Source organism: Edaphobacter sp. (genome assembly GCF_035763405.1).
GTDB lineage: Bacteria > Acidobacteriota > Terriglobia > Terriglobales > Acidobacteriaceae > Edaphobacter.
Map to the genome: position 1 here is coordinate 1 of NZ_DASUBE010000034.1, position 18,959 is coordinate 18,959.

17 protein-coding genes are annotated in these 18,959 nt (G+C 60.5%); 10 read left to right on the top strand and 7 right to left on the bottom strand.

The window, feature by feature from the left end:
- On the top strand, positions 1-2,249 hold a 2,249-nt coding region (metG, locus tag VFU66_RS03170), incomplete at its 5' end, for a methionine--tRNA ligase subunit beta (protein ID WP_326444782.1).
- A gap of 133 nt (positions 2,250-2,382) precedes the next feature.
- Here the strand turns inward: metG and VFU66_RS03175 are convergent.
- Both VFU66_RS03175 and VFU66_RS03180 read right to left on the bottom strand, forming a co-directional pair.
- The gene (locus tag VFU66_RS03175) at positions 2,383-2,871 is read right to left on the bottom strand and encodes a cupin domain-containing protein (RefSeq protein ID WP_326444783.1); all 489 of its coding nucleotides are present in this window, start codon (positions 2,869-2,871) and stop codon (positions 2,383-2,385) included.
- Between the two features lie 65 nt (positions 2,872-2,936).
- On the bottom strand, positions 2,937-3,338 hold the full coding sequence (locus tag VFU66_RS03180) for a cupin domain-containing protein (protein WP_326444784.1): 402 nt from the start codon (positions 3,336-3,338) through the stop codon (positions 2,937-2,939).
- A gap of 64 nt (positions 3,339-3,402) precedes the next feature.
- Here VFU66_RS03180 and VFU66_RS03185 point away from each other — a divergent pair, with 64 nt between their 5' ends.
- Together VFU66_RS03185 and VFU66_RS03190 are read left to right on the top strand one after the other, a co-directional pair.
- Positions 3,403-4,245 (top strand): TatD family hydrolase, encoded by an 843-nt coding sequence (locus tag VFU66_RS03185; RefSeq protein ID WP_326444785.1) that lies wholly within the window; start codon positions 3,403-3,405, stop codon positions 4,243-4,245.
- 50 nt (positions 4,246-4,295) lie between these two features.
- Positions 4,296-4,796, top strand: coding sequence for a YajQ family cyclic di-GMP-binding protein (locus VFU66_RS03190; RefSeq protein WP_326444786.1), 501 nt, complete (start codon positions 4,296-4,298; stop codon positions 4,794-4,796).
- Here the strand turns inward: VFU66_RS03190 and VFU66_RS03195 are convergent.
- Both VFU66_RS03195 and VFU66_RS03200 read right to left on the bottom strand, forming a co-directional pair.
- Positions 4,793-5,224, bottom strand: a complete 432-nt coding sequence (locus VFU66_RS03195) for a type II toxin-antitoxin system VapC family toxin (RefSeq protein ID WP_326444787.1) — start codon at positions 5,222-5,224, stop codon at positions 4,793-4,795. The genes VFU66_RS03190 and VFU66_RS03195 overlap by 4 nt on opposite strands.
- Positions 5,208-5,459, bottom strand: coding sequence for an AbrB/MazE/SpoVT family DNA-binding domain-containing protein (locus tag VFU66_RS03200; protein ID WP_326444788.1), 252 nt, complete (start codon positions 5,457-5,459; stop codon positions 5,208-5,210). Before VFU66_RS03200 ends, VFU66_RS03195 begins: the two co-directional genes overlap by 17 nt.
- Positions 5,460-5,533: 74 nt before the next feature.
- Here VFU66_RS03200 and VFU66_RS03205 point away from each other — a divergent pair, with 74 nt between their 5' ends.
- From VFU66_RS03205 to VFU66_RS03225, 5 genes are all read left to right on the top strand, one after another.
- Positions 5,534-6,523 (top strand): polyprenyl synthetase family protein, encoded by a 990-nt coding sequence (locus VFU66_RS03205; protein ID WP_326444789.1) that lies wholly within the window; start codon positions 5,534-5,536, stop codon positions 6,521-6,523.
- Positions 6,524-6,632: 109 nt separating this feature from the next.
- Positions 6,633-7,208 carry a serine O-acetyltransferase gene (locus VFU66_RS03210; protein ID WP_326444790.1) on the top strand — a complete coding sequence of 192 codons (576 nt, stop codon included), beginning with the start codon at positions 6,633-6,635 and terminating at the stop codon, positions 7,206-7,208.
- Positions 7,198-9,135 carry an HAD-IIIC family phosphatase gene (locus VFU66_RS03215; RefSeq protein WP_326444791.1) on the top strand — a complete coding sequence of 646 codons (1,938 nt, stop codon included), beginning with the start codon at positions 7,198-7,200 and terminating at the stop codon, positions 9,133-9,135. Before VFU66_RS03210 ends, VFU66_RS03215 begins: the two co-directional genes overlap by 11 nt.
- Positions 9,101-9,349 carry an acyl carrier protein gene (locus VFU66_RS03220; protein WP_326444792.1) on the top strand — a complete coding sequence of 83 codons (249 nt, stop codon included), beginning with the start codon at positions 9,101-9,103 and terminating at the stop codon, positions 9,347-9,349. Before VFU66_RS03215 ends, VFU66_RS03220 begins: the two co-directional genes overlap by 35 nt.
- On the top strand, positions 9,349-9,786 hold the full coding sequence (locus VFU66_RS03225) for a VOC family protein (protein ID WP_326444793.1): 438 nt from the start codon (positions 9,349-9,351) through the stop codon (positions 9,784-9,786). The genes VFU66_RS03220 and VFU66_RS03225 overlap by 1 nt, the downstream gene beginning before the upstream one ends.
- Positions 9,787-9,954: 168 nt before the next feature.
- Here the strand turns inward: VFU66_RS03225 and VFU66_RS03230 are convergent, their stop codons facing one another.
- Both VFU66_RS03230 and VFU66_RS03235 read right to left on the bottom strand, forming a co-directional pair.
- Positions 9,955-10,182 carry an exodeoxyribonuclease VII small subunit gene (locus VFU66_RS03230; RefSeq protein WP_326444794.1) on the bottom strand — a complete coding sequence of 76 codons (228 nt, stop codon included), beginning with the start codon at positions 10,180-10,182 and terminating at the stop codon, positions 9,955-9,957.
- The gene (locus VFU66_RS03235; RefSeq protein ID WP_326444798.1) at positions 10,182-12,107 is read right to left on the bottom strand and encodes a bifunctional homocysteine S-methyltransferase/methylenetetrahydrofolate reductase; all 1,926 of its coding nucleotides are present in this window, start codon (positions 12,105-12,107) and stop codon (positions 10,182-10,184) included. The genes VFU66_RS03230 and VFU66_RS03235 overlap by 1 nt, the downstream gene beginning before the upstream one ends.
- A gap of 196 nt (positions 12,108-12,303) precedes the next feature.
- On the opposite strand from VFU66_RS03235, the gene VFU66_RS03240 reads away from it, so the two are divergent.
- Both VFU66_RS03240 and VFU66_RS03245 read left to right on the top strand, forming a co-directional pair.
- On the top strand, positions 12,304-13,800 hold the full coding sequence (locus VFU66_RS03240; protein ID WP_326444795.1) for a hypothetical protein: 1,497 nt from the start codon (positions 12,304-12,306) through the stop codon (positions 13,798-13,800).
- A 54-nt stretch (positions 13,801-13,854) separates the two neighbouring features.
- Positions 13,855-17,157, top strand: coding sequence for a sugar-binding domain-containing protein (locus tag VFU66_RS03245; RefSeq protein ID WP_326444796.1), 3,303 nt, complete (start codon positions 13,855-13,857; stop codon positions 17,155-17,157).
- A gap of 125 nt (positions 17,158-17,282) precedes the next feature.
- On the opposite strand, the gene VFU66_RS03250 is transcribed toward VFU66_RS03245, so the two are convergent.
- The gene (locus VFU66_RS03250) at positions 17,283-18,743 is read right to left on the bottom strand and encodes a hypothetical protein (protein ID WP_326444797.1); all 1,461 of its coding nucleotides are present in this window, start codon (positions 18,741-18,743) and stop codon (positions 17,283-17,285) included.
- Positions 18,744-18,959: the final 216 nt, after the last annotated feature.

Below are 18,959 nucleotides of genomic sequence, written 5' to 3' on the forward strand. Positions count from 1 at the left end.
TCGCGCCGCAGCAGTTCGCCGATGAGGTCTCGGCCAGCTTCCAGAATCTGTGGAAGCGCATGGGCATCACCAACGACGACTACATCCGCACGACGGAGCCTCGCCACAAGGCAGGCGTGCAGAAGCTCTTCCGCACGCTCCAGCAGAACGGCTTTATCGAGCTGCGGAGCTACACCGGCCAGTACTGCATCTCCGACGAGACGTTCGTGGACGTACCCGTCGGCGCGCCGTGTCCTGAGTGCGGGCGCATCACCGAGACTGTCACCGAAGAGAACTACTTCTTCAAGCTGTCAGAATTTCAACGCCCACTCATCGACCTGATTGAGTCCGGCACGCTGGCGATCCAGCCGGACTCGCGTCGCAATGAAGTACTGAGCTTTCTGCGTGGGAACGTCAGTCCGGCCTATGCTCAAGATGCAGAGATAGAGCGCGATGCCATCGATCCAAATTCGTACCTAGCCGAGACGACAGGCACCACAGCACTAGGCAATCTCTATCTCCCCAGAGCGCTGAAAGACCTAAGCATCTCAAGAACCAGCTTCAAGTGGGGCATCCCTGTGCCCGGCAACGAGAAGCATGTTATCTATGTTTGGCTCGATGCGCTGGCCAACTATATGACGGCAATTGGCTACGGCTCGGACGACCCCACTGAACAAGCGAAGTTCCAGAGATACTGGCCCGCAGAACTGCACCTCGTCGGCAAGGAGATCATCCGCTTCCACTGCGTCTACTGGCCTGCATTCCTGCTGGCGCTCAATCCTGATTTGGCTGGAAAGAAACCTGACGAGCTGACTTTTGAAGCGCACGTCACCTGGGCGAGGAAGATGCTCCCCAAACAGATCACAGCGCACGGCTGGTTGCTCTTTGAAAACGACAAGATGTCGAAGTCGAAGGGCAACATCGTCCGCACTGAGACTATCCTCGACGCCTTCGGCACTCTCTGCCCACCTTCGCCCATCCCAAATGCATTTCCATTCCGCAGCGTAGCGGAGGAATCTGCTGTTCCTCCCACCGAGCCACAGCCACCAACCAAAGCCGGACAAGACCTCTTCGCTGCGGACGTTCTCCGCTACTTCCTTCTCCGCGAAATCCCCTTCGGCCAGGACGGCAGCTTCAGCTTCGATGCATTGATTGCTCGTTACAACGCTGACCTCGCCAACGGTTACGGCAACCTTGTCAGTCGAGTGCTTAAGATGATCGAGCAGTATTACGGCGGATATATTCCTCAGCGAGGAGGCCAACCGTGGACGCCATTCTCGGCCCCAAGCCAAACATTTAACTGGGACAATTTACATCTTTACGATGTGAAAACTTACTCGTTCGATGGAACGGGTTTTGAAGAATATGAAGCCCTTGATTTCAATCGACGTCTAGAAGTAATTATGGGTGGTATCGCTCTTTGCGACTCGACGCTTACGAGAACCGCCCCATGGAAGCTGATTAAGATGCCGGGTGAGGAACTCACCGTCTCGGGTTTGCTTTATGAACTAGTAGATTCCATCCGCATCATCACCGCTCTCCTCTATCCAGTAATGCCCTACGCCACCGCGCAAGTCTGGTCCCAGCTTGGGCTTGGCGACATTGAAGAAGCTGCGCGCAAGGGTGAGCTAAAAAATCTACAATGGGGCGGCTTAAAACCGGGCACGAAGCTCGGCCCTATCTCACCTATCTTTCCCCGAGCACCAAAGGAACTCATCCAACTCATGAACGACATCGAGCAGAACAACTCCACGCAGAAGACGGCCAAATCCGCAGGACTCCCGCAGGTCAACTCGGACCTCGATGCCTCCAAACACACGCGGTCCGAGTTCCGTGAGATGCCGATTGCTTCGGCCTCGGCTACGGCGGCGCTGAACCCTGTGGCCGAGACGACGCATCCCCTTCACGCGCACCATGCTGAGGCTGCTGTGCCTGAAACTCCGCAGATTGCCATCGACGACTTTGTGAAGATTGATCTGCGCGTGGCCGAGATTGTCGTCGCCGAACGTATTCCGAAGGCCGACAAGCTGCTTCGGCTTGAAGTGGACCTTGGCTACGAGCGGCGGCAGATTCTCTCGGGCATCGCGCAGTGGTACACCCCGGAGGAGTTGATTGGCAGGCGCATCGTCGTCATTGCCAATCTTGCGCCGCGCAAGATGCGCGGGCTTGAGTCGCACGGCATGTTGCTGGCCGCGAGCCACGGCGAGGACGGCAAGCCTGTGCTCGCTACGTTTGGTGAAGAGATTGCGCTGGGTTCGCGGCTTAAATAGTCGCGAGAACCGACGGAAGCTTGTACCTCAGCGGCTAAAGCCGCGTTGATAGTGGGGGCTTGCGGTACGGCTGAAGCCATGCCCTTAAGCAAGACTGCCAAATCGAGGTGTTCATCCCAGGCTCCGGCGGCGTTTATACGGGCATGGCCCCGGTCTCGCGGCCGATGGCGATGACGAAGTAATTCGCGTTCACGTCGCCCACGTTCAGCAGGCCGTGCATCACGTTCGAGGCGGCGAAGATGACTCCGCCTGGGCCAACGCGCTCTTTTTTGCCGTCGTTGTCGAACTCGACCTGTCCCTCGCGGATCATCATGAACTCGGAGTGGCGGTGCTTGTGCGGTGGATGCGGCATCTTGCCCGGAGGCAGGGTGGTCTCGTGCATCTCCACCTTCTCTCCCGTGGCCAGCACGCCGGTGATGACGGCGCGGCTCTCGCCGCCGTTCGCGGAGTGCTTGACCGGCAGCGCGTTGTAGGGAAACGCCTCCGACTGCGAGAGCACCTTTTCGCCTGGCGCGTGCGGAACATACGCCTGCGCTGCCGCCGTGCCTTCTATCGCCGCTCCGCCCATCGCCGCAAAGGCGGAAAGGGCCACAAAGAAATCCCGCCGGTCCATGTTCTTCATCGTCTCCATGCTCCTTGTGCTATTTGCTGGATGCTCGCCATCCTACTCCGTGCGGGCGTTTTGAGCTATCGCTTCACGTCTCCGCCAATCGCCACGACCACATATCGTGCCGGGCCGTCGCCGATGTTTTTCACCTGATGCATCGTTCCCGGAGCCACGTAGAGGACTCCGCCCGGGCCGACGCGCTCGGCCTTGCCATCGTATGTGAATTCTAGCGTGCCTTCGATAATGGTGATGAACTCCGTGTGCTCGATGGTGTGCGCCGGGTTGGGCGCGAGCCCTGCCGGTTGCTCGGACTCGTGGATCGCGATGACCTCGCCTGTCGCCAGCACGCCACGCACGACATCCCAGCTTCTGCCGCCGTTGGCCATCTTCCGGACGGGCATCTGGTCGAGATGGAAGACCCGGGATTGGGCAAGCACGTTCGCGTTTGCTGGTATTGCTTCATGCTCCGAAGAATGGTTCATGCCGACATCTTACCTTTTGCCCGTTCCATGGCGCTCAGTCCCTTTAGCTTTAAAATCAAAGACTATGCCGCTGATTGATTCACACGCCCATCTTGACTTTTACAACGAAGACCGCGAGGCCATTCTTCGCAACGCCTATGCTGCCGGGGTCCACACGATTATGGCCATTGGCATCGGCGAAGGGCCGGACGAGATGCATCTGGCGCTTGACTTTGCCAACGAGCCGTCCTCGCCGGAGAAGCCGAAGATTTATGCGAGCGCAGGCATCCATCCGCAGGAGGCCACGAAGGCCACTCCCGAGGCGCTCGCCAAACTGAGCGCGCTGGCCGCGGACGCGAAGTGCATCGCAGTCGGAGAGATTGGCCTGGACTACTATCACGTCGAAAATCCGTTGCCGCCGGTACAGAAAGAGGCGTTCATCGCGCAGATGCGCATCGCCGCCTCCGCGCGGAAACCTATCCTCATCCATTGCCGCACCAGTGAGCTGGCCACGCCGCAGGCCAAGGCAAAGTTTGGCACGGCGGACGCATGGGAAGACCTGCTCGACCTGATTGCTGAGCACTGGACCCCGCATGGACTCGGCGGCATCATGCACTGCTTCTCCGGTACGCCGGAGCAGGGCCGCCGCTCGGTCGAGGCAGGCTTTTATCTTTCGTTCGCCGGAAACCTGACATACCCAAAGGCGCAACCCATCCGCGACGCGGCGCTCGAAGCTCCGGCGGATCGCATCCTCGTCGAAACGGACGCGCCGTTTCTTGCGCCGATTCCTCTGCGCGGTCAGCGCAACGAACCTGCCTACGTCGTTCACACAGCGGCAGCCCTGGCTGAGCTGCGCGGCATCTCACATGAGGCTATTGCAGAACTGACGACGGAAAACTTCCACCGCCTCTTCCCCACAACGGCCTGACATAATAGGATTCGATAGTTTGGTACGAGGAATGAACCGAGGACAGGACCATGGCATCTGATAACAGCTTCGACGTTGTGAGCAAAGTAGAGATTCAGGAAGTCAAAAACGCCATCGACCAGGCATCGAAGGAGATTCACACGCGCTTCGACCTGAAGGATTCGAAGTCGAAGATTGAGCTTGAGGGCAGCGAGTCCATCCAGCTTGCCTCGGCCAGCGAGCATACGCTCAAGGCCGTCATCGAGATCCTGTCGCAGAAGCTGGTCAAGCGTGGCGTCTCGCTGAAGAACCTGGAGTACGAGAAGATTGAGCCGGCAGCCAACTCCAGCGTTCGCCAGAAGGTGAAGCTCGTACAGGGCATCCCGTCGGAGAAGGCGAAACAGATCGTCGCGCTGGTCAAGGAGTCGAAGAAGAAGGCCCAGGCCAGCATTCAGGGCGATACGGTGCGCATCGTCAGTAAAGACCGCGACACCTTGCAAGAGATTATGGGGATGTTGCGCGCGAAGGACTTCGGCGTGGCGCTTCAGTTCACGAACTACCGGTCGAATTAAAGCGGAGGCAGTTTTACCGGGACAATGGACACACCCGGAAAAGCTGCTTTATAACCTCGTTGATCGAAAGTAAGCAATGAATATCCGTGCGACTCGGCATGAGCTCCGATCAAAAAATCTGTGAGGAGTCTCCGGGATAGCGTACCGTGGCTTCTTCGCCTGCGAAGTACGTAGCCTTGATACGCTTCACCAGCCAGCCGCAAAATTTTTTCATCAATCGACCAGTCGATGACGATGCGCGTCGCCTCGAAAAACTGGTCGAGTGAACGTGCCGATCGCCCGGCAAGCAACTCCGCATAAACGACACCGGTAATTACCAGGCGTCCTTTTCCCGCGGCTGCATCGAGCATCGCACTTGCCAGCAGGTTCGCTGTATCAGCCTGATTCCAAAGAGCCAGAAATACATTACTGTCAATCGAGGTCGTCATGGCCTCTCAGATCGCGCATATATTGCAATACCGCCTTCAGTCCCGGACCAATTCCCGGTGTTCCGATGCCCCTGAACTCCTCAAACACACTGGCTTTTCTCGTTGGAAGCAACCGCACGCTATCACCATCGCGCTCTACCCGCAGATGATCGCCCGCCCCAAGCCCCAGCTCTCTTCGGATTTTTACCGGCAACGTAATCTGCCCCTTGCTCGTGATCTTGGTATCCAACGGCATCGGCTGCTCCTTACTTTTACAATATACTCCTTACCTTCTGCCGCAACCTCCAACCTGTTACATTCAGAGATAGAGTGAGCACGCTCTCCATTGCGACCGCGGCCGAGGTCTTTGACCTGCTCCGCGACGACCTCGCCGCCATCGAGCGCGAGTTTGCGCAGCAGTCCACCTCCGATGTCGCAGTCATTACCGACATTGCGCAGTATCTAATCTCAGGCGGCGGCAAGCGCATTCGGCCGCTGCTGCTGCTGCTCTCAGCCAAGGCGCTCGGCTCGACCAGCCACAGCCGCATCCGGCTGGGCGCGGTGGTCGAGATGCTCCACACGGCCACGCTCGTCCACGACGACATCATCGACGAGGCGGACACTCGGCGCGGGCGGCCCTCCTCGAACACCACCTGGGGCAATTCGAAGTGCGTCCTTGCCGGCGACTGGCTGTATATGCAGGCGTTTTCGACCGCGCTGGAGGAGCGCAACTTCCACGTGCTCGACCTGCTCATCTCGCTGACCCAGCAGATGGTCGAAGGCGAGTTGCTGCAGATTGAGAAGCTCGGGCACCTGATCAACGAAGAAGAGTACTTCGACCTCATCTACCGCAAGACAGCCTGCCTCTTCAAGGTTTCGATGCAGCTTGGCGCAGCCATCACCCACGCGACTGAAGGCGTTGAGGCGCAGCTTGGCGAATACGGCCGCAACCTGGGCCTCGCTTTTCAGATTGTCGATGACGTACTCGACCTGACCGCCACCGAAGAGGTGCTGGGCAAGCCCGTGGCGAGCGACCTGCGCGAGGGCAAGGCCACGCTCGCGGTCATCCACGCGCTCGAGCGCGGCACCGGAGCCGACCGCGAGGCCATCCGTACCGTGCTGGCCGACCGCAGCTTTGCGCACGTCTCACATCAGCAGATTTTAGAGATTCTCCGGCGGCATGGCTCCATCGACTACGCCATGGACACAGCCTGCGCCTACGCCGAAGTGGCCCGCCAGAGCGTTGCTGAGCTGCCCGAGACCGAGGCCAGGCGCGCCCTGCTCTGGGTGCCAGGCTTCGTCACCTCGCGTGACCGCTAAACATTCTCCATCCTGCATTGCTGCATGGCCCTAATGTGGTAAATGAGCTGCAAACACGGGCTGATAAGATGATGGAAAAACGGAACCCCATCGAGACGCCTCCATCTCCATGTCGAAGTTTTCAGAAGATATTGCCCGCTACAAATCGAAGGGATACCACGGAAGGCAGCTCTGGCTGAACCCCGCCGTGTGGGCGATTGCCACGCATCGTCTCGGCAACTGGCTCTATGTGGACAAACCCACGGCGCTCGTCGCTCTTCCGCTGAAGATCGTCTTCTTCTTCGCCAACCTGTTCTGCGAAGTGGTCATGGAGATGCACATTGACGCGCTGGCTACCATCGGTCCCGGGCTGTATATCGCCCACATCGGCGGCGTTCACATCAACCCGGCCGCCGTTCTGGGCCGGGACTGTGACATTGCGCACCGCGTCACGATCGGGGCCTCGGCCATGGGGCGGCAGGGTATTCCGGTTCTCGGCGACGACGTATACGTCGGCACCGGCGCAACACTCGTCGGTAAAATCAGGGTAGGCAGCGGGGCGAAGATCGCAGCCAATACGCTCGTCATCACCAACGTTCCAGAAGGGGCCACGATGATGGGCGTTCCGGGAAGAATCATCATGCGGCCGCCGAAGGCACCACAAGCGCCTGCGACGGTCGCAGCGGAGAAGACAGATGCTCAGTGACGCGCAACGTCAGGAGATACGCAGCTCGCTCAAAGAGGCCGTTGCGCAGCGCGACGCCGCCCGAGCGGTGCGACTGGGACGCGACCTTCTCGCCGTCTCCACAAAACCCGCCGACGTGATGTTCTGCGCATCTGCCTTGACTTCGCTGGCGGGGGAGATAGAGCAGCATCTCGGCGCGAAACGGCTGCGAACGTACATCGTTCGCTCCGTCACCGTCGAGCCCATCCTGCCCTCGCTGGCGGTCGCGGCGACGCTTTCGAACTACGTTCTCGATGTTCAGGTGGGCGGCTACGGCTCATACGTGGATGAGCTGATGAATCCGCAGAGCGCGCTTGCGCAGTTCAAGCCCGATGCGGTCTTCATCATCCTCGACCTCGAAGAGATCGCCGGGAAGCTGCCGGACCTGTGCGCCGACGGCAAAGGCGTGGGCGTCGAGCAGGAGATCGCGCAGTGCATCTCGCGGGTCGAGCAGCTTTTGCGCAGTTTTCGCGCAGCCAGCTCCGCGCGTATGGTCTTTCAGGGTTGCGTCGTGCCTGACCTGACCTCGCTCGGCGACGTTGGCGATGCCAATCTTGCGGCCAGCCTGCCGAATGCGGTCCGCAGCCTGAATGAGCGGCTGGCCGCGTTGTGCCGCAGCATCCCGGCGTGCGTCTTTTTTGATGTGGATCACCTGGCTGCTCGCCATGGACGCGCGCGCTGGCGGGACACGCGCATGTTTCTTGCGTCCCGGCTTGCGGTTTCGTCGGAGGCGTTCGGCATCTATGCCGAGGGGCTGGTCCGTTCGCTCTCCGCGCTCTATCGCGCGCCGCGTAAGGTGCTCTGCACGGATCTCGATAACACGCTCTGGGGAGGGATCCTCGGCGAAGACGGGCCTCAGGGCATCGCAACGGGCACGGCCTTTCCCGGCAACAGCTATCTTGAGTATCAGAAGTATCTCAGGCAGCTCTCCTCGCGCGGCATTCTGCTGACCGTCGTCTCGAAGAACAATGAGGCGGATGTGCGCGAGGCGTTTCAGATACGCGCCTCTGATCTTGCCCTTACGCTCGACCACTTCGTCGCGCTGAAGATCAGTTGGGACGACAAGGCGCAGGCCATCCGCGAGTTGGCCCAGAGCCTCTCGCTCGGGCTCGACTCCTTCGTCTTCGTCGATGACAACCCCGTCGAATGCGAGGTCGTGCGCAGGCATCTGCCGGAGGTTGCCGTGGTTCAGGCTCCGGTCGATGAACCGTGGAAGCTCGTCGAGATGCTCTCGCAGCAATCCTTCTTCGATGCGGCCTCCGTTACCGACGACGACCTGAACCGCGTGAACGAATACAAGGCGCAGGCGCAGCGGGCAGAGCTTGAAGGTTCAGCCACCAGCCGCGATGAGTTCCTCGCCTCGCTCGGCATCGTCTGCACATTCCAGAGCGCATTAGAAGCGCCGCTTGCGCGGGCGGTGCAGCTTCTGGCCAAGACCAATCAGTTCAACGTGACGACGCGCCGCCGCTCTGCTGCCGAGGTGGAAGAGTTTGCCGCACATGGGCAGGCGTGGGTCGTTCGCGTTCACGATCGCTTCGGAGATGCGGGCGTCGTCGGGCTTGCGCTTGCACGCAACGAGGGCGATGTGTGCCACGTCGATTCGTTTCTGCTCTCCTGCCGCGTCATCGGCCGCGGCATCGAGACCGCGCTGCTGGCCTTTATTGCCGATAACGCGCGGCGTGCAGGCGCGAAAAAGATCGTCGGCGAGTTTATCTCGACGAAGAAGAACGCTCCCTCTGCCAGCTTCTATTCTGACCACGGCTTCGCGGAGACGTCGCGTGCAGCAGAGACCGGCGCCATCGTCTACGAATTCGATCTGACCCATGCCGTGCTTGCCAGCCCGGCGTGGATTACTCTCAAAGGAAATGAATCGCATGAGCTTACAGCCAGTCCCGTCCTCTCTTCGTGACCTCCTCGCCGACATTCTCGAGATCTCGCCCGAGCAGGTCACGGCTGACCTCAGCATCGACAAGGTTGAGAACTGGGACTCGTTTCGTCACCTGCAGGCCATCCTCGCGCTCGAAGGCGAGTACGGCGTGCAGTTCGACCCGCAGCGCGTGCCGGAGCTGACCAGCGTTGCGCTGATTCAGCAGGAGCTGGAGAAAAAGGGAGCGGCGCTGTAATGTCGCGCACTCCGCAAGAGCTGGGCTTCCGGCTGCTCCACGTCGGCGTGGCCGTTCCCGCGCTTGGCCCAACCACCGAGGCGCTGACGTCGCTGTTCGGCTACCGCGTCGTCTCCGGCCCCTTCGACGATCCGATCCAGAAGGTGAGCGTCAACTTCCTGACCACCGCCCCAACCGACAGCGTTGAGATCGAGCTGATTGCTCCGCTGACGGACGACTCGCCGGTCCGCTCGATGCTCGCAAAAAACGGAGGCGGCGCGTACCACCTCTGTTTCGAGACAGCCGACATCGATGCCGCGCTCGACCATGCCGTCAAGAATGGCTGCATGATTGTGTCGAAGCCCGTGCCTGCGGTGGCATTTGAGGGACGAAGGATCGCATGGATCTACTCGGGTTCGCGCCAGCTCTTTGAGCTTGTTGAGGCGAAGGCGTCGTAACACGGTATGTAAAGGCTGCCAGAAAAGGTGCAGCCGGGGGCGTTTCCAGGAAGGCCGGGGCCAAAGCCCTTTGTATTTTCTGGTGTTTTTCGTGCGGGCTGAAGCCCAACGCTCATCCCGAAAGAATCGCGGGACTTTTTCAGTACGCTCTCACCGCAGAGCCGAACGCTATTCCTTGTCGTCCGTCACGTCCAGGTCGGTAGCCACCATGTTCTTGCCGCGCTCGACCAGCACCTGAATTTTTTCCTCGGCGGCCTCCAGCTCTTTCTTGCAGGCGTCGGAGAGCTTCACGCCCTCCTCGAACAGGCGCACCGACTCATCGAGCGCGAGATCGCCGCGCTCCATTCGTTCGACCACCTGTTCGAGCGCCTTCAGGTGCTTCTCAAAGTCAGCCATTACGCCACCCCAACTTCCGCCAGCCCGAGCACTTCGGCAGCGGCTGAGTATTTGCCGAATGGGGCGCTGACCTGCACGCCCTGCACCACGGACCGCACCTCAGCCAGCATCTCCTGGGCAATCTTGACGCCCTCGGCCTTCGCGGCGTCCGGCGAAGCAGCGCGGGCCATGCGCGTCATAATCTCCTCCGGCATACTGACGCGCAGGTCGTTCTTCATGAACTCTGCGTTGCGCAGGCTGGTCAGCGGCCAGATACCCGCAATGACCGGAATGCGGAAACCTTCGATGCGCTTCAGGAATTCCTCCAACAGCTTGAGGTCGAAGACAGGCTGCGTGATGGCGTACTCGGCTCCCGCCTCCACCTTGTACGCGAAGCGGCGGACCTCCTGATCGATGTCGGGCACGCCGGGGTTTGCGGCCACGGCAACGGTGAATCCGGTGGAAGCTCCAATCGAGTTCTTGCCAATGTCGAGCCCGTGGTTCAGGTTGCGCACGATGTTCACCAGGCCGATGGCGTCCACGTCAAAGACCGCCGTCGCGTCGGGATAGTTTCCGAGTTTGGGCGGGTCTCCGGTGAGGCACAGAATGTTCTTCAGGCCAATCGACGAAGCGCCCAGCAGATCGCTCTGAATGCTCAGCACATTGCGGTCGCGGCAGGTGTAGTGGAGGATCGTCTCGATGCCGACGTGCTGCTGAATCTGCACGCACAGGCTCTGCGCGCTCATTCTCGCGCTGGCGCGTGGCGAGTCCGGCACGTTGATCGCGTCTACGCCCAGCTTGTGCAGGTGCGCCGCACCGTCCAGCTCCTTCGAGCAGTCGATGCCCTTCGGCGGAACGATCTCGACCATCGAGACAAACTCACCCGCCGCGACCATCGCGCCAATCTTCGACCGCTCGGCCATCGGCGCGGGCTCGACCTTGCTCTCAATCTTCTTCGGCACGCCCGTGCCGGAACCCGCCTGCTCGACCACACGCGCGCCCGTTTCCATAGCGTCCATGGCACGCAGCGAACTCTTCATCGCGCGCGTGTAGCTGGGCATGGTGCCGCAGCACCCGCCCACGATGCTTGCGCCTGCCTTCACCAGCTTGCGAGTAAAGCTGGCCATATACTCGGGCGAGGTCATATAGATCGTCCGGCCTTCGACCGCGCGCGGAATACCCGCGTTCGGCATCGCAGCCAGCGGCAGCGTCGTCACTGGGCGCATCCGCTCGATGACGCTGAGCACCGTCGCCGGTCCTGCGCTACAGTTGCAGCCCACGGCGTCAACGCCCAGGTCCGTCAGTTTCGCCGCAGCCACTTCCGCGGATGCGCCGTCGAGGCAGTTCCCTTCCTCATCGACGGTCATCATCACAATCACGGGTACGCCGGGAGCTTCGCTTTGAGCGGCCAGTACTGCCTGCTCCGCCTCTACCAGCGAAGTCATGGTCTCGATGATGAGCAGGTCCGCGCCTACGCCCGAGCCGCCTTCGACCAGCGCGCGAATCTGTTCGGCAAACGCCTCCCGCGCCTCTTCGATACCGATTTTGCCCAGCGGCTCCAGGCGAATGCCTAGCGGACCAATCGATCCGGCAACAAATGCTTCTGCCGCCTGCTTTTCACGAATCTGAGTCACGCACTCGCGCGCCAGCCGGACCCCGGCGACGTTGATGGCGTGCACCTTGTCCTGCAGGCCGTGGTGCTCCAGCCGGAAGGCATTCGCGCCGAAGGTGTTTGTCTCGATGACCTCGGCGCCGGCCTGGAGGTATTCGGCGTGAATGGCGCGTACCGTCTCCGGCTGCGACAGATTCAGCTCGTCGTAGCAGCGGTTGATAAACACGCCGCGAGCGTAGAGCATCGTTCCCATTGCGCCATCGCACAGGATGGTGCCACCAGAAAACAATCGCGCTACTCCGTTTGAGCCCACCTTATTCAACACATCCGCCATCATCGTCTCCGCCCGTCTTTGGCCTGGGTGCATTTCGGCCATTTCTGTGGGGTTCTCCTCATCCTAAGCTACGACGCCAACCCGCTCCAAACCCTCCCCTTACACCGGTCTCCGAGGCGCGTGCTTTGTTATACTCACACCATAGCCGTGGCCCTTTGAATTGAAGCCCCTGCGCTCAGGTTGGAGTCCCTTGCCTTTGAAGAACCGAAGTCTCTTTTCCCAGTCTCTCCGCGCCCAGATCTTCTCTGGCCTCCTGATCGCTGTTGCTGCTGTTGGTCTCAGCTCCTGCCACAGCGCGCAGTATTACTACTACAAGTTTCCCCAGTACACCTTCGCCAACCGGCCCGTTCCGCCCAGCAAACTGGCCCAGCGCGTCATGGTCTCCATCACGGAGGCTGGCAGCATTGGCAGCCTGGCCATTCTCGACGGCAAGCGCGACATCCGCAGCAACGTCGAGGACACCATTCCGTCGTTCCAGATCTCGGGCGGCGTCGGCGGTTATCCGAACCTGATCATCAACTATCCCGCCGAGGTCCACGGCTACGTCTACTCCAGCCTGAAAGGTGACATCTCGGTCGTCGATTACAGCAAAGAGACCGCCTCGGCCTCCGCCGGCTCGTTCTCCGGCCCCTCGTCGTCCATCGCTGTCTCGCCCTCCGGCGCGCATCTCTACGCCGCGCAGTTGACTCCCGGCCAGCTTGGCATCATCGACGAGACGAACAGCCATACCTACGGCCTTGTTATTCCAAATGTCTACAAGGTGTTCGTCAACACCGGCGACACCGTCGTGTTGGCCATGGTCAAGAACTCCAACACGCTCTACCGGCTCTTCAAGCTGAACGATAACCAGTACCAGACCGCCGCGCTCGCCATTCAGGCCACAGGCGCAGCCGACTGCCAGCCGCTCAACCTTCCGGTCTACTGCGCCGTTGCTGTACCCGGAAATTTCGACCGGCCCATCGCTGCCTACTTCTCGCTCGACGGCAACACCGCCTACATTTTGAACTGCGGTCCGGAGTGCGGCGGCGGCGCGGCCAGCGTCAGCTTCATGCAGGTCGGCGGACTTGATGTGAACACCATCCCCACGACACCCACGCCCGGCCCGTCACCGGTCATCTCGAATGTCCCGGTGCCGGGCGGTGCAACCGTCGGACTCTCTGACGGAGCAACGCTATACGTCGCCGGACAACAGAAGCAGCCGGATGGCCTCTTCACCGGCTTCCTGACGACCATCAATCTGGCCAATGCCATCAATAGCCCCGGCAGCGCCGTTACGGGCAAATACGGCATCTCCGACGGCACCCACACCAAACTGCTCTTCGCCGACGACAACACGCTCTGGATCGGCTCGCAGTACTGCGCCACCGGCGAGCGCGCGAAGCTGAACGAGAACTACAACTGCCTCACGCGCTTTGACCGCGGAGCCAAAACCGCGCAGATTCTTCCCAACGTCACGCCGGGCGGCACGGCCACGGTTCCCTATCCGAACACGAACCAGAACCTTTACTACTACGGTGACCTCACCGGCCTCTGCTGGGTGCAGGGCTTCCACAAGGTCTACACGGCCTACGGCGGCCAGGTTCACGCTTTCAATACTGCTGACGGCTCGGAGATCAACAACCAGTTCATCACGGTGCAGGGCACCGCGCTGGATGTGGCCTATCTGGACGCCATCTCCGACACCGACAACTAGTTGGACGCCTGGGTAGCAAGTGGTTGAACCAATTCTGTACAATCGCCTGCAACCATGAAATCAGGCAAACTCTCCCGCAGGACCTTCCTTCAGGCGACGGCCGCAGTTGCTGTCGCCAGCAAGCTCAAACCAGCGCAAGCCCAGACGGCTCAGCCTTATCCGGAAAACGGCACCCTCATCCCGGATGAGGGCTGGCACCTTTGGATTGACCGCGAGGCCGAGTGGAAGAACGACGAAATCTTCCTTCCCGAAGACATTGCTCAGGATGCCGATGGAGTCGTCAGGGGCAAGGGCAAGCCGCTGCCGGTCAACCTGCCGACCGGCGGATGGGCGTCGTTGAGCGTCGCGGCGAGCAAAGAGGTCATTCTGCCCTCGACCGTCGAGCAGCACTACTGGGGAGCCTTCGGCCATCGCTCGTACACGCCTGAGGAATACCGCTACGCCGCCGACGATCCCATCCCGCAGAACGGGGCGTACCTGGGCGTCTCGTGGTGGCACCGCCAGATCGACATTCCGGCCTCAATGCAGGGCAAGCGCATCTTCCTGCACGTGCGCGGCGCGCGCCTCAGGGCCGAGGTTTTTGTGAACCGCAAGTTGGTCGGCTACTCCCTCATGGAGGAGCTTCCCTTTGAATGCGACATCACCCACGCAGCCGACCCCGGTGGCTTCAACCTCATCGCCATCCGCATCACGAACCCCTGCGGCCGCTACGATTGGGTCGATGGCCTGAATGCGCAGTGGGGGGCGGTGAAGCTCTATCGCTCGCACGGCTTCGGCGGGCTGGATCGGGGTATGACGATCTCGGCGCACGATAGCGTGCGCATTAAAGATGCATGGGTGCTCAACACACCTGACCCGGGAAAGATCGCAGTCTGCGTGAATACGGTCGAGACAGTTCAAAGGCGGGTTGCGGAATTGCCTCCCCACGTGGTGACTTTTGAGTTGATCGATCCCACATCCGGAAAAGTTCTTGAAACGAAGAACACTGAGTGGGCTGGAGCCGCATCCGATTCTTTCCGCGTCTGGGGTTCTATTCCGCCAACAAAATCGCAGCGCGAAGCACTCGTCTCTTATCCGAGCTTGATTCGACAGACGCTTACATTTAGCAATGTTGAACGATGGGATATTGAGGATCCGAAGCTCTATCACCTGCGCATCCAGATAAAACGAACCAGTGAAACTGTAGAGACTCGCACCATCCCCTTCGGCTTCCGCTCCTTCGGCCCGACTGGACTCGGTAAGGATGCGATGTTCCGGTTGAACGGACGGCGGATGAAGCTCTACAGCGCAATCTCGTGGGGATACTGGGGGCTGAATGGGCTCTTCCCCACGCCTGAGCTGGCAGAGAAAGAAGTGACGCAGGCGAAGAAGCTGAACCTGAACTGCCTGAACTTCCATCGCAACGTCGGCAAGGAGGAGGTCTTCCGCGTCCACGACCGACTGGGGTTGTTGCGCTATATGGAGCCGGGAGCGGGCAAGATGGCCATCGGCAAGCTGCCCAGCGGAGTCGCGGCAAATGCCGCCAGCATCGTCATGGAAAAGCCCCCCAACGAGGCCGACAAGTTCGCGCAGCGGTTCATGTTCGTGAAGTGCGTGGAGATGGTCAAAGCATTTCGCTCGCATCCGTCGCTGATCCAGTACACGCTGCAAAATGAGATTGGCGCCGACCTGAAGAATCCCGACACACTGGCCGTGCTGGCCGCGATGCGCGCCGAAGACCCGAGCCGCTCGATTGTATTGAACGATGGCTTTGTCGCGCCTCCGCGCAAGGCCGCGCAGGCGTGGTACGAGCCTTGGAACGACAAGCTGCATCGCTCGGACGAAGAGCCCTGGGGAGACTGGTGGAATCAGCACCAGGGCGCGGGCGACCAGTGGTACGACAGCTTTTACAAATCGCCGACGGAGTTTACGTATCAGGCTCCATACAAGGACGTCATCACCGAGTTCGGCGAGATGGAAGGATGCGCGACGCCGGACAACCACTCGCTGATGGTCCACCAGATCACGGAAACATACAAAAAATACGGGGGCACGAGCTACGACCTTGTAGACCACAAAGAGATCATCGCCGGTTACGACAAGTTCCTCGACCGTTGGGGATTTCGCAAGGCGTTCCCGGCGACCGAGTCGCTGTGGCTCTCGCTCGGTTCGAAGTGTTACGACACGTGGCAGAACTATCTGGAGAACGCACGCATCTCCGACGAGCTGGACTTCGCCGTCATCTCAGGGTGGGAATCGACCGCGATTGAGAACCACTCAGGCATCGTCGATAACCTGCGCAACTTCAAGTCGGACCCCGCGCCGATCAGCCAGACGCTCCAGCCCGTGCATCCGGTGGCCAAGCAGCGAAGTGCGTGCGTGGCGCGCGGCGAGGCTGCGGTCTTTGACCTGTACCTGCTCAACGACACGGGCAAGCCTGCGACAGGCACGCTCGCCTTCAGCGTGGTGGCACCTTCGGGCAAGCTGCTCAAGCTCGCCAGCTTCTCCGCACCCGCCCAGTCGCCCGACCAGTTCAGCTATCTGCTCAAGGAAGGCTTCCGTACGCCTCCCCTGACCGAGGACGGACTGTACCGGTTCCGCTTCGCGCTCTCGTCCGCGCCGCTGGCCGCGCAGACAAAGGAGATTTGGGTGACGGGCGTGCCCAAGCACCATCAAGGTCGTCTGCGAACAATCGCCTTGTCGGGTGTGACGAGCGAGGCCCGCAGGCAGCTTATCGAGCTTGGCGCAAAAATGGGGATTCGCGTTGAGGACTTTGCATCTGGCAGTAAGTACGACGCGATTGTCTCCTCAGGACTGACTGCGACCAGTTCGGCGCACCAGCAGGCAGGTGACACAACCGGGCTTGAGGCGCAGCCTGCCAGCGTCGTCGGCCCGGTTGAGACGACCAAACAACTCGGGCAGCTCGACCCGGCCGTTGTGGAAGCCGTCAAAGCCGGAACGCCCCTGCTGGCGATGCCGCAGGCCGACACGCTCTCCGAAGGCGTCGCGCGGCAGCTTGCCGATTCCGGCTCTTTCCAATACCGCGGCGCTGTGGGCGACTTCCGCGCGCCCTGGATGGGCAACTGGTACTTTGTGCGCGAGCATCCGGTGTACGCGGGACTGCCCGTAAACCAGACGATGGGCATCTTCTATCAGGCCAAGGGGCGCGAATCGAACGGGCTGCTGGTCGATGGCAACATTGAAATCATCGCAGCGTACAGCCGTGACCACGACCGGAATGTGGGTGCAGGGACGTTTGGCTGCCGACTCGGCCAGGGAAAGGTGCTATACCATCGCATTCCCGAGTTTCACCCGGTCACGCAGCAGAGGTTTCTTGCCAATGCGTTGCTGTGGCTCACCACGGATGCACGCGGATGACACGGATGCGATGCAGGGCAGCTTCCCCGGCTGCGTTGCGGGAAAATAAATGAGCCAGATCCCAAAATAAGAGAAGGCAGCCTGTGCGGCTGCCTTCTCGTTGTTGCACACGAAGTGCGTATCCGTTAGCCCCGTCTGCGTGCGGGATGGTGCGCCGCCGAGGGCTTGCGGGCCGGCTTGGCGGGCTTGGGCTCGACAACCGCGCCGTCGCTCATGATGAACATCACCGGTCCCGGAGCAGCGGCAGCAGCAGCCGGAGCAGCCGCAGGGGCCGGAGTTGCCGGAGTAGCTGCGGCGGGTGCAGCAGCACCGGCAGCAGGAGCAGCAGCAGCCGTGGCGGTGTCCGCCGTGCCCTTGGTCACTCCGCCCACGGTATAGGAGGAGTAGGTGCCCGACAGGGTAATCTGCGCACCAACGACGGGAACCGTCTTGAGCGGCGTAGTCATGTTGAAGGTGAAGTCAGCAGTCTTGGACTGCACAGCGTCATCGGAGACTGAGGCGGTAATAACCGAGTCGGTCGCGGTGACGACGGTCACGTTGGGCAACTCAACCGACTTGCCCTTGATGGTGTCCCATACCTTCGCGGCATCATCCGGCTTGCCGTTCTGGAGGATGAACTCCTTGTCGCTGACGGCCAGCGTGCTGAGATCAGGCGTGGTGGCGATGACGTTCGCCACGATGTCGGCGGGCGAGGGCGCGGGCTTGATGGTGAAGCCTGCCGGAGGATTGAGGTTGGTAGCTACAGCCGAGGTGACGGCATCATAACCGTCGTCGGCGCCGTGATACTTCTTGTAACAATACTTCGCCAGCGGGAGCATCTGCGACTTGTAGGGCTCCGGCGCAAAGTTGGCGGCGCGAGTACCGTACCAGGTGCAGTTGATGTAGTCAGGCGGAGTGGAATCATAGTATGCCTGCGCAAGCGAATAGGTGTCCTGAAGAATAGGGCCGGGCTTTTCGGTGTCGGCAACCGGTACACTGGCTAGCTCCGACTTGAATGCGGAGATCGCCGCAGGCATGTCCTTCTTATTGAGGGCCGCGTTGCCGATGGCGCGATAGAAGACAGGAGTTGAAGCTTCCTTGAGCTTGTCGAAGTCAGCCTGGGCCATGTCCTTCGGCTTGGTCGTAATGGCAAGGCCCTTCTTCGCATAGGCGGCAGCCGAGTCCAGATCGGTCTGCTTGGAGGCGGCATCGGCGGCCTTGTCCGCGTTCTGCATCCGGAAGTAGACCTCGAAGGTGAGGGCGCGGAGGTTCTCCGGCTCAACCTGTAGAAGCCGGTCGGCGGTCGAGAGCGTCTTGGCCGGGTCGTATCCACTGTAGGTCAGCATCAACAACTGAATGGTGTCACCTTTGACCTGCGACTGCGGATACGCTTCCAGATACGACTCCAGCGCGGCGGCCTTGGCCTGCGGGTTGGTCTGGGTGATCGCATCGTTGTAGGCTTTGTATTCCGCCGGCGACATTTGAATGCCGCCACTCGACGATTGCGCGTTTTGGCCAAGATTGACCTGGGTCTGGGCAACACCAGGCTGCGCAGACAATGCAAAGCCAGCGACCGCCAGGAGAGACGCAACGACTACCTTCTTCATTCCACACTCCTCATAAAGTCTTGATTTGAAACTATGCCACGGTGGTGCCCGGGGTCACATGGGGTATAACACACAATCTGGCCTGAATGATAATGCATCAAGAGCAGTCTCGCCGTGCCCAACCCTTCGGCGATGCGATGTGAAGTGTTTGCAGCATCTTGAGATGATGATGCGGATTATAGAAATGGTGTTGCACGATTGGCAAGTCATCTGATT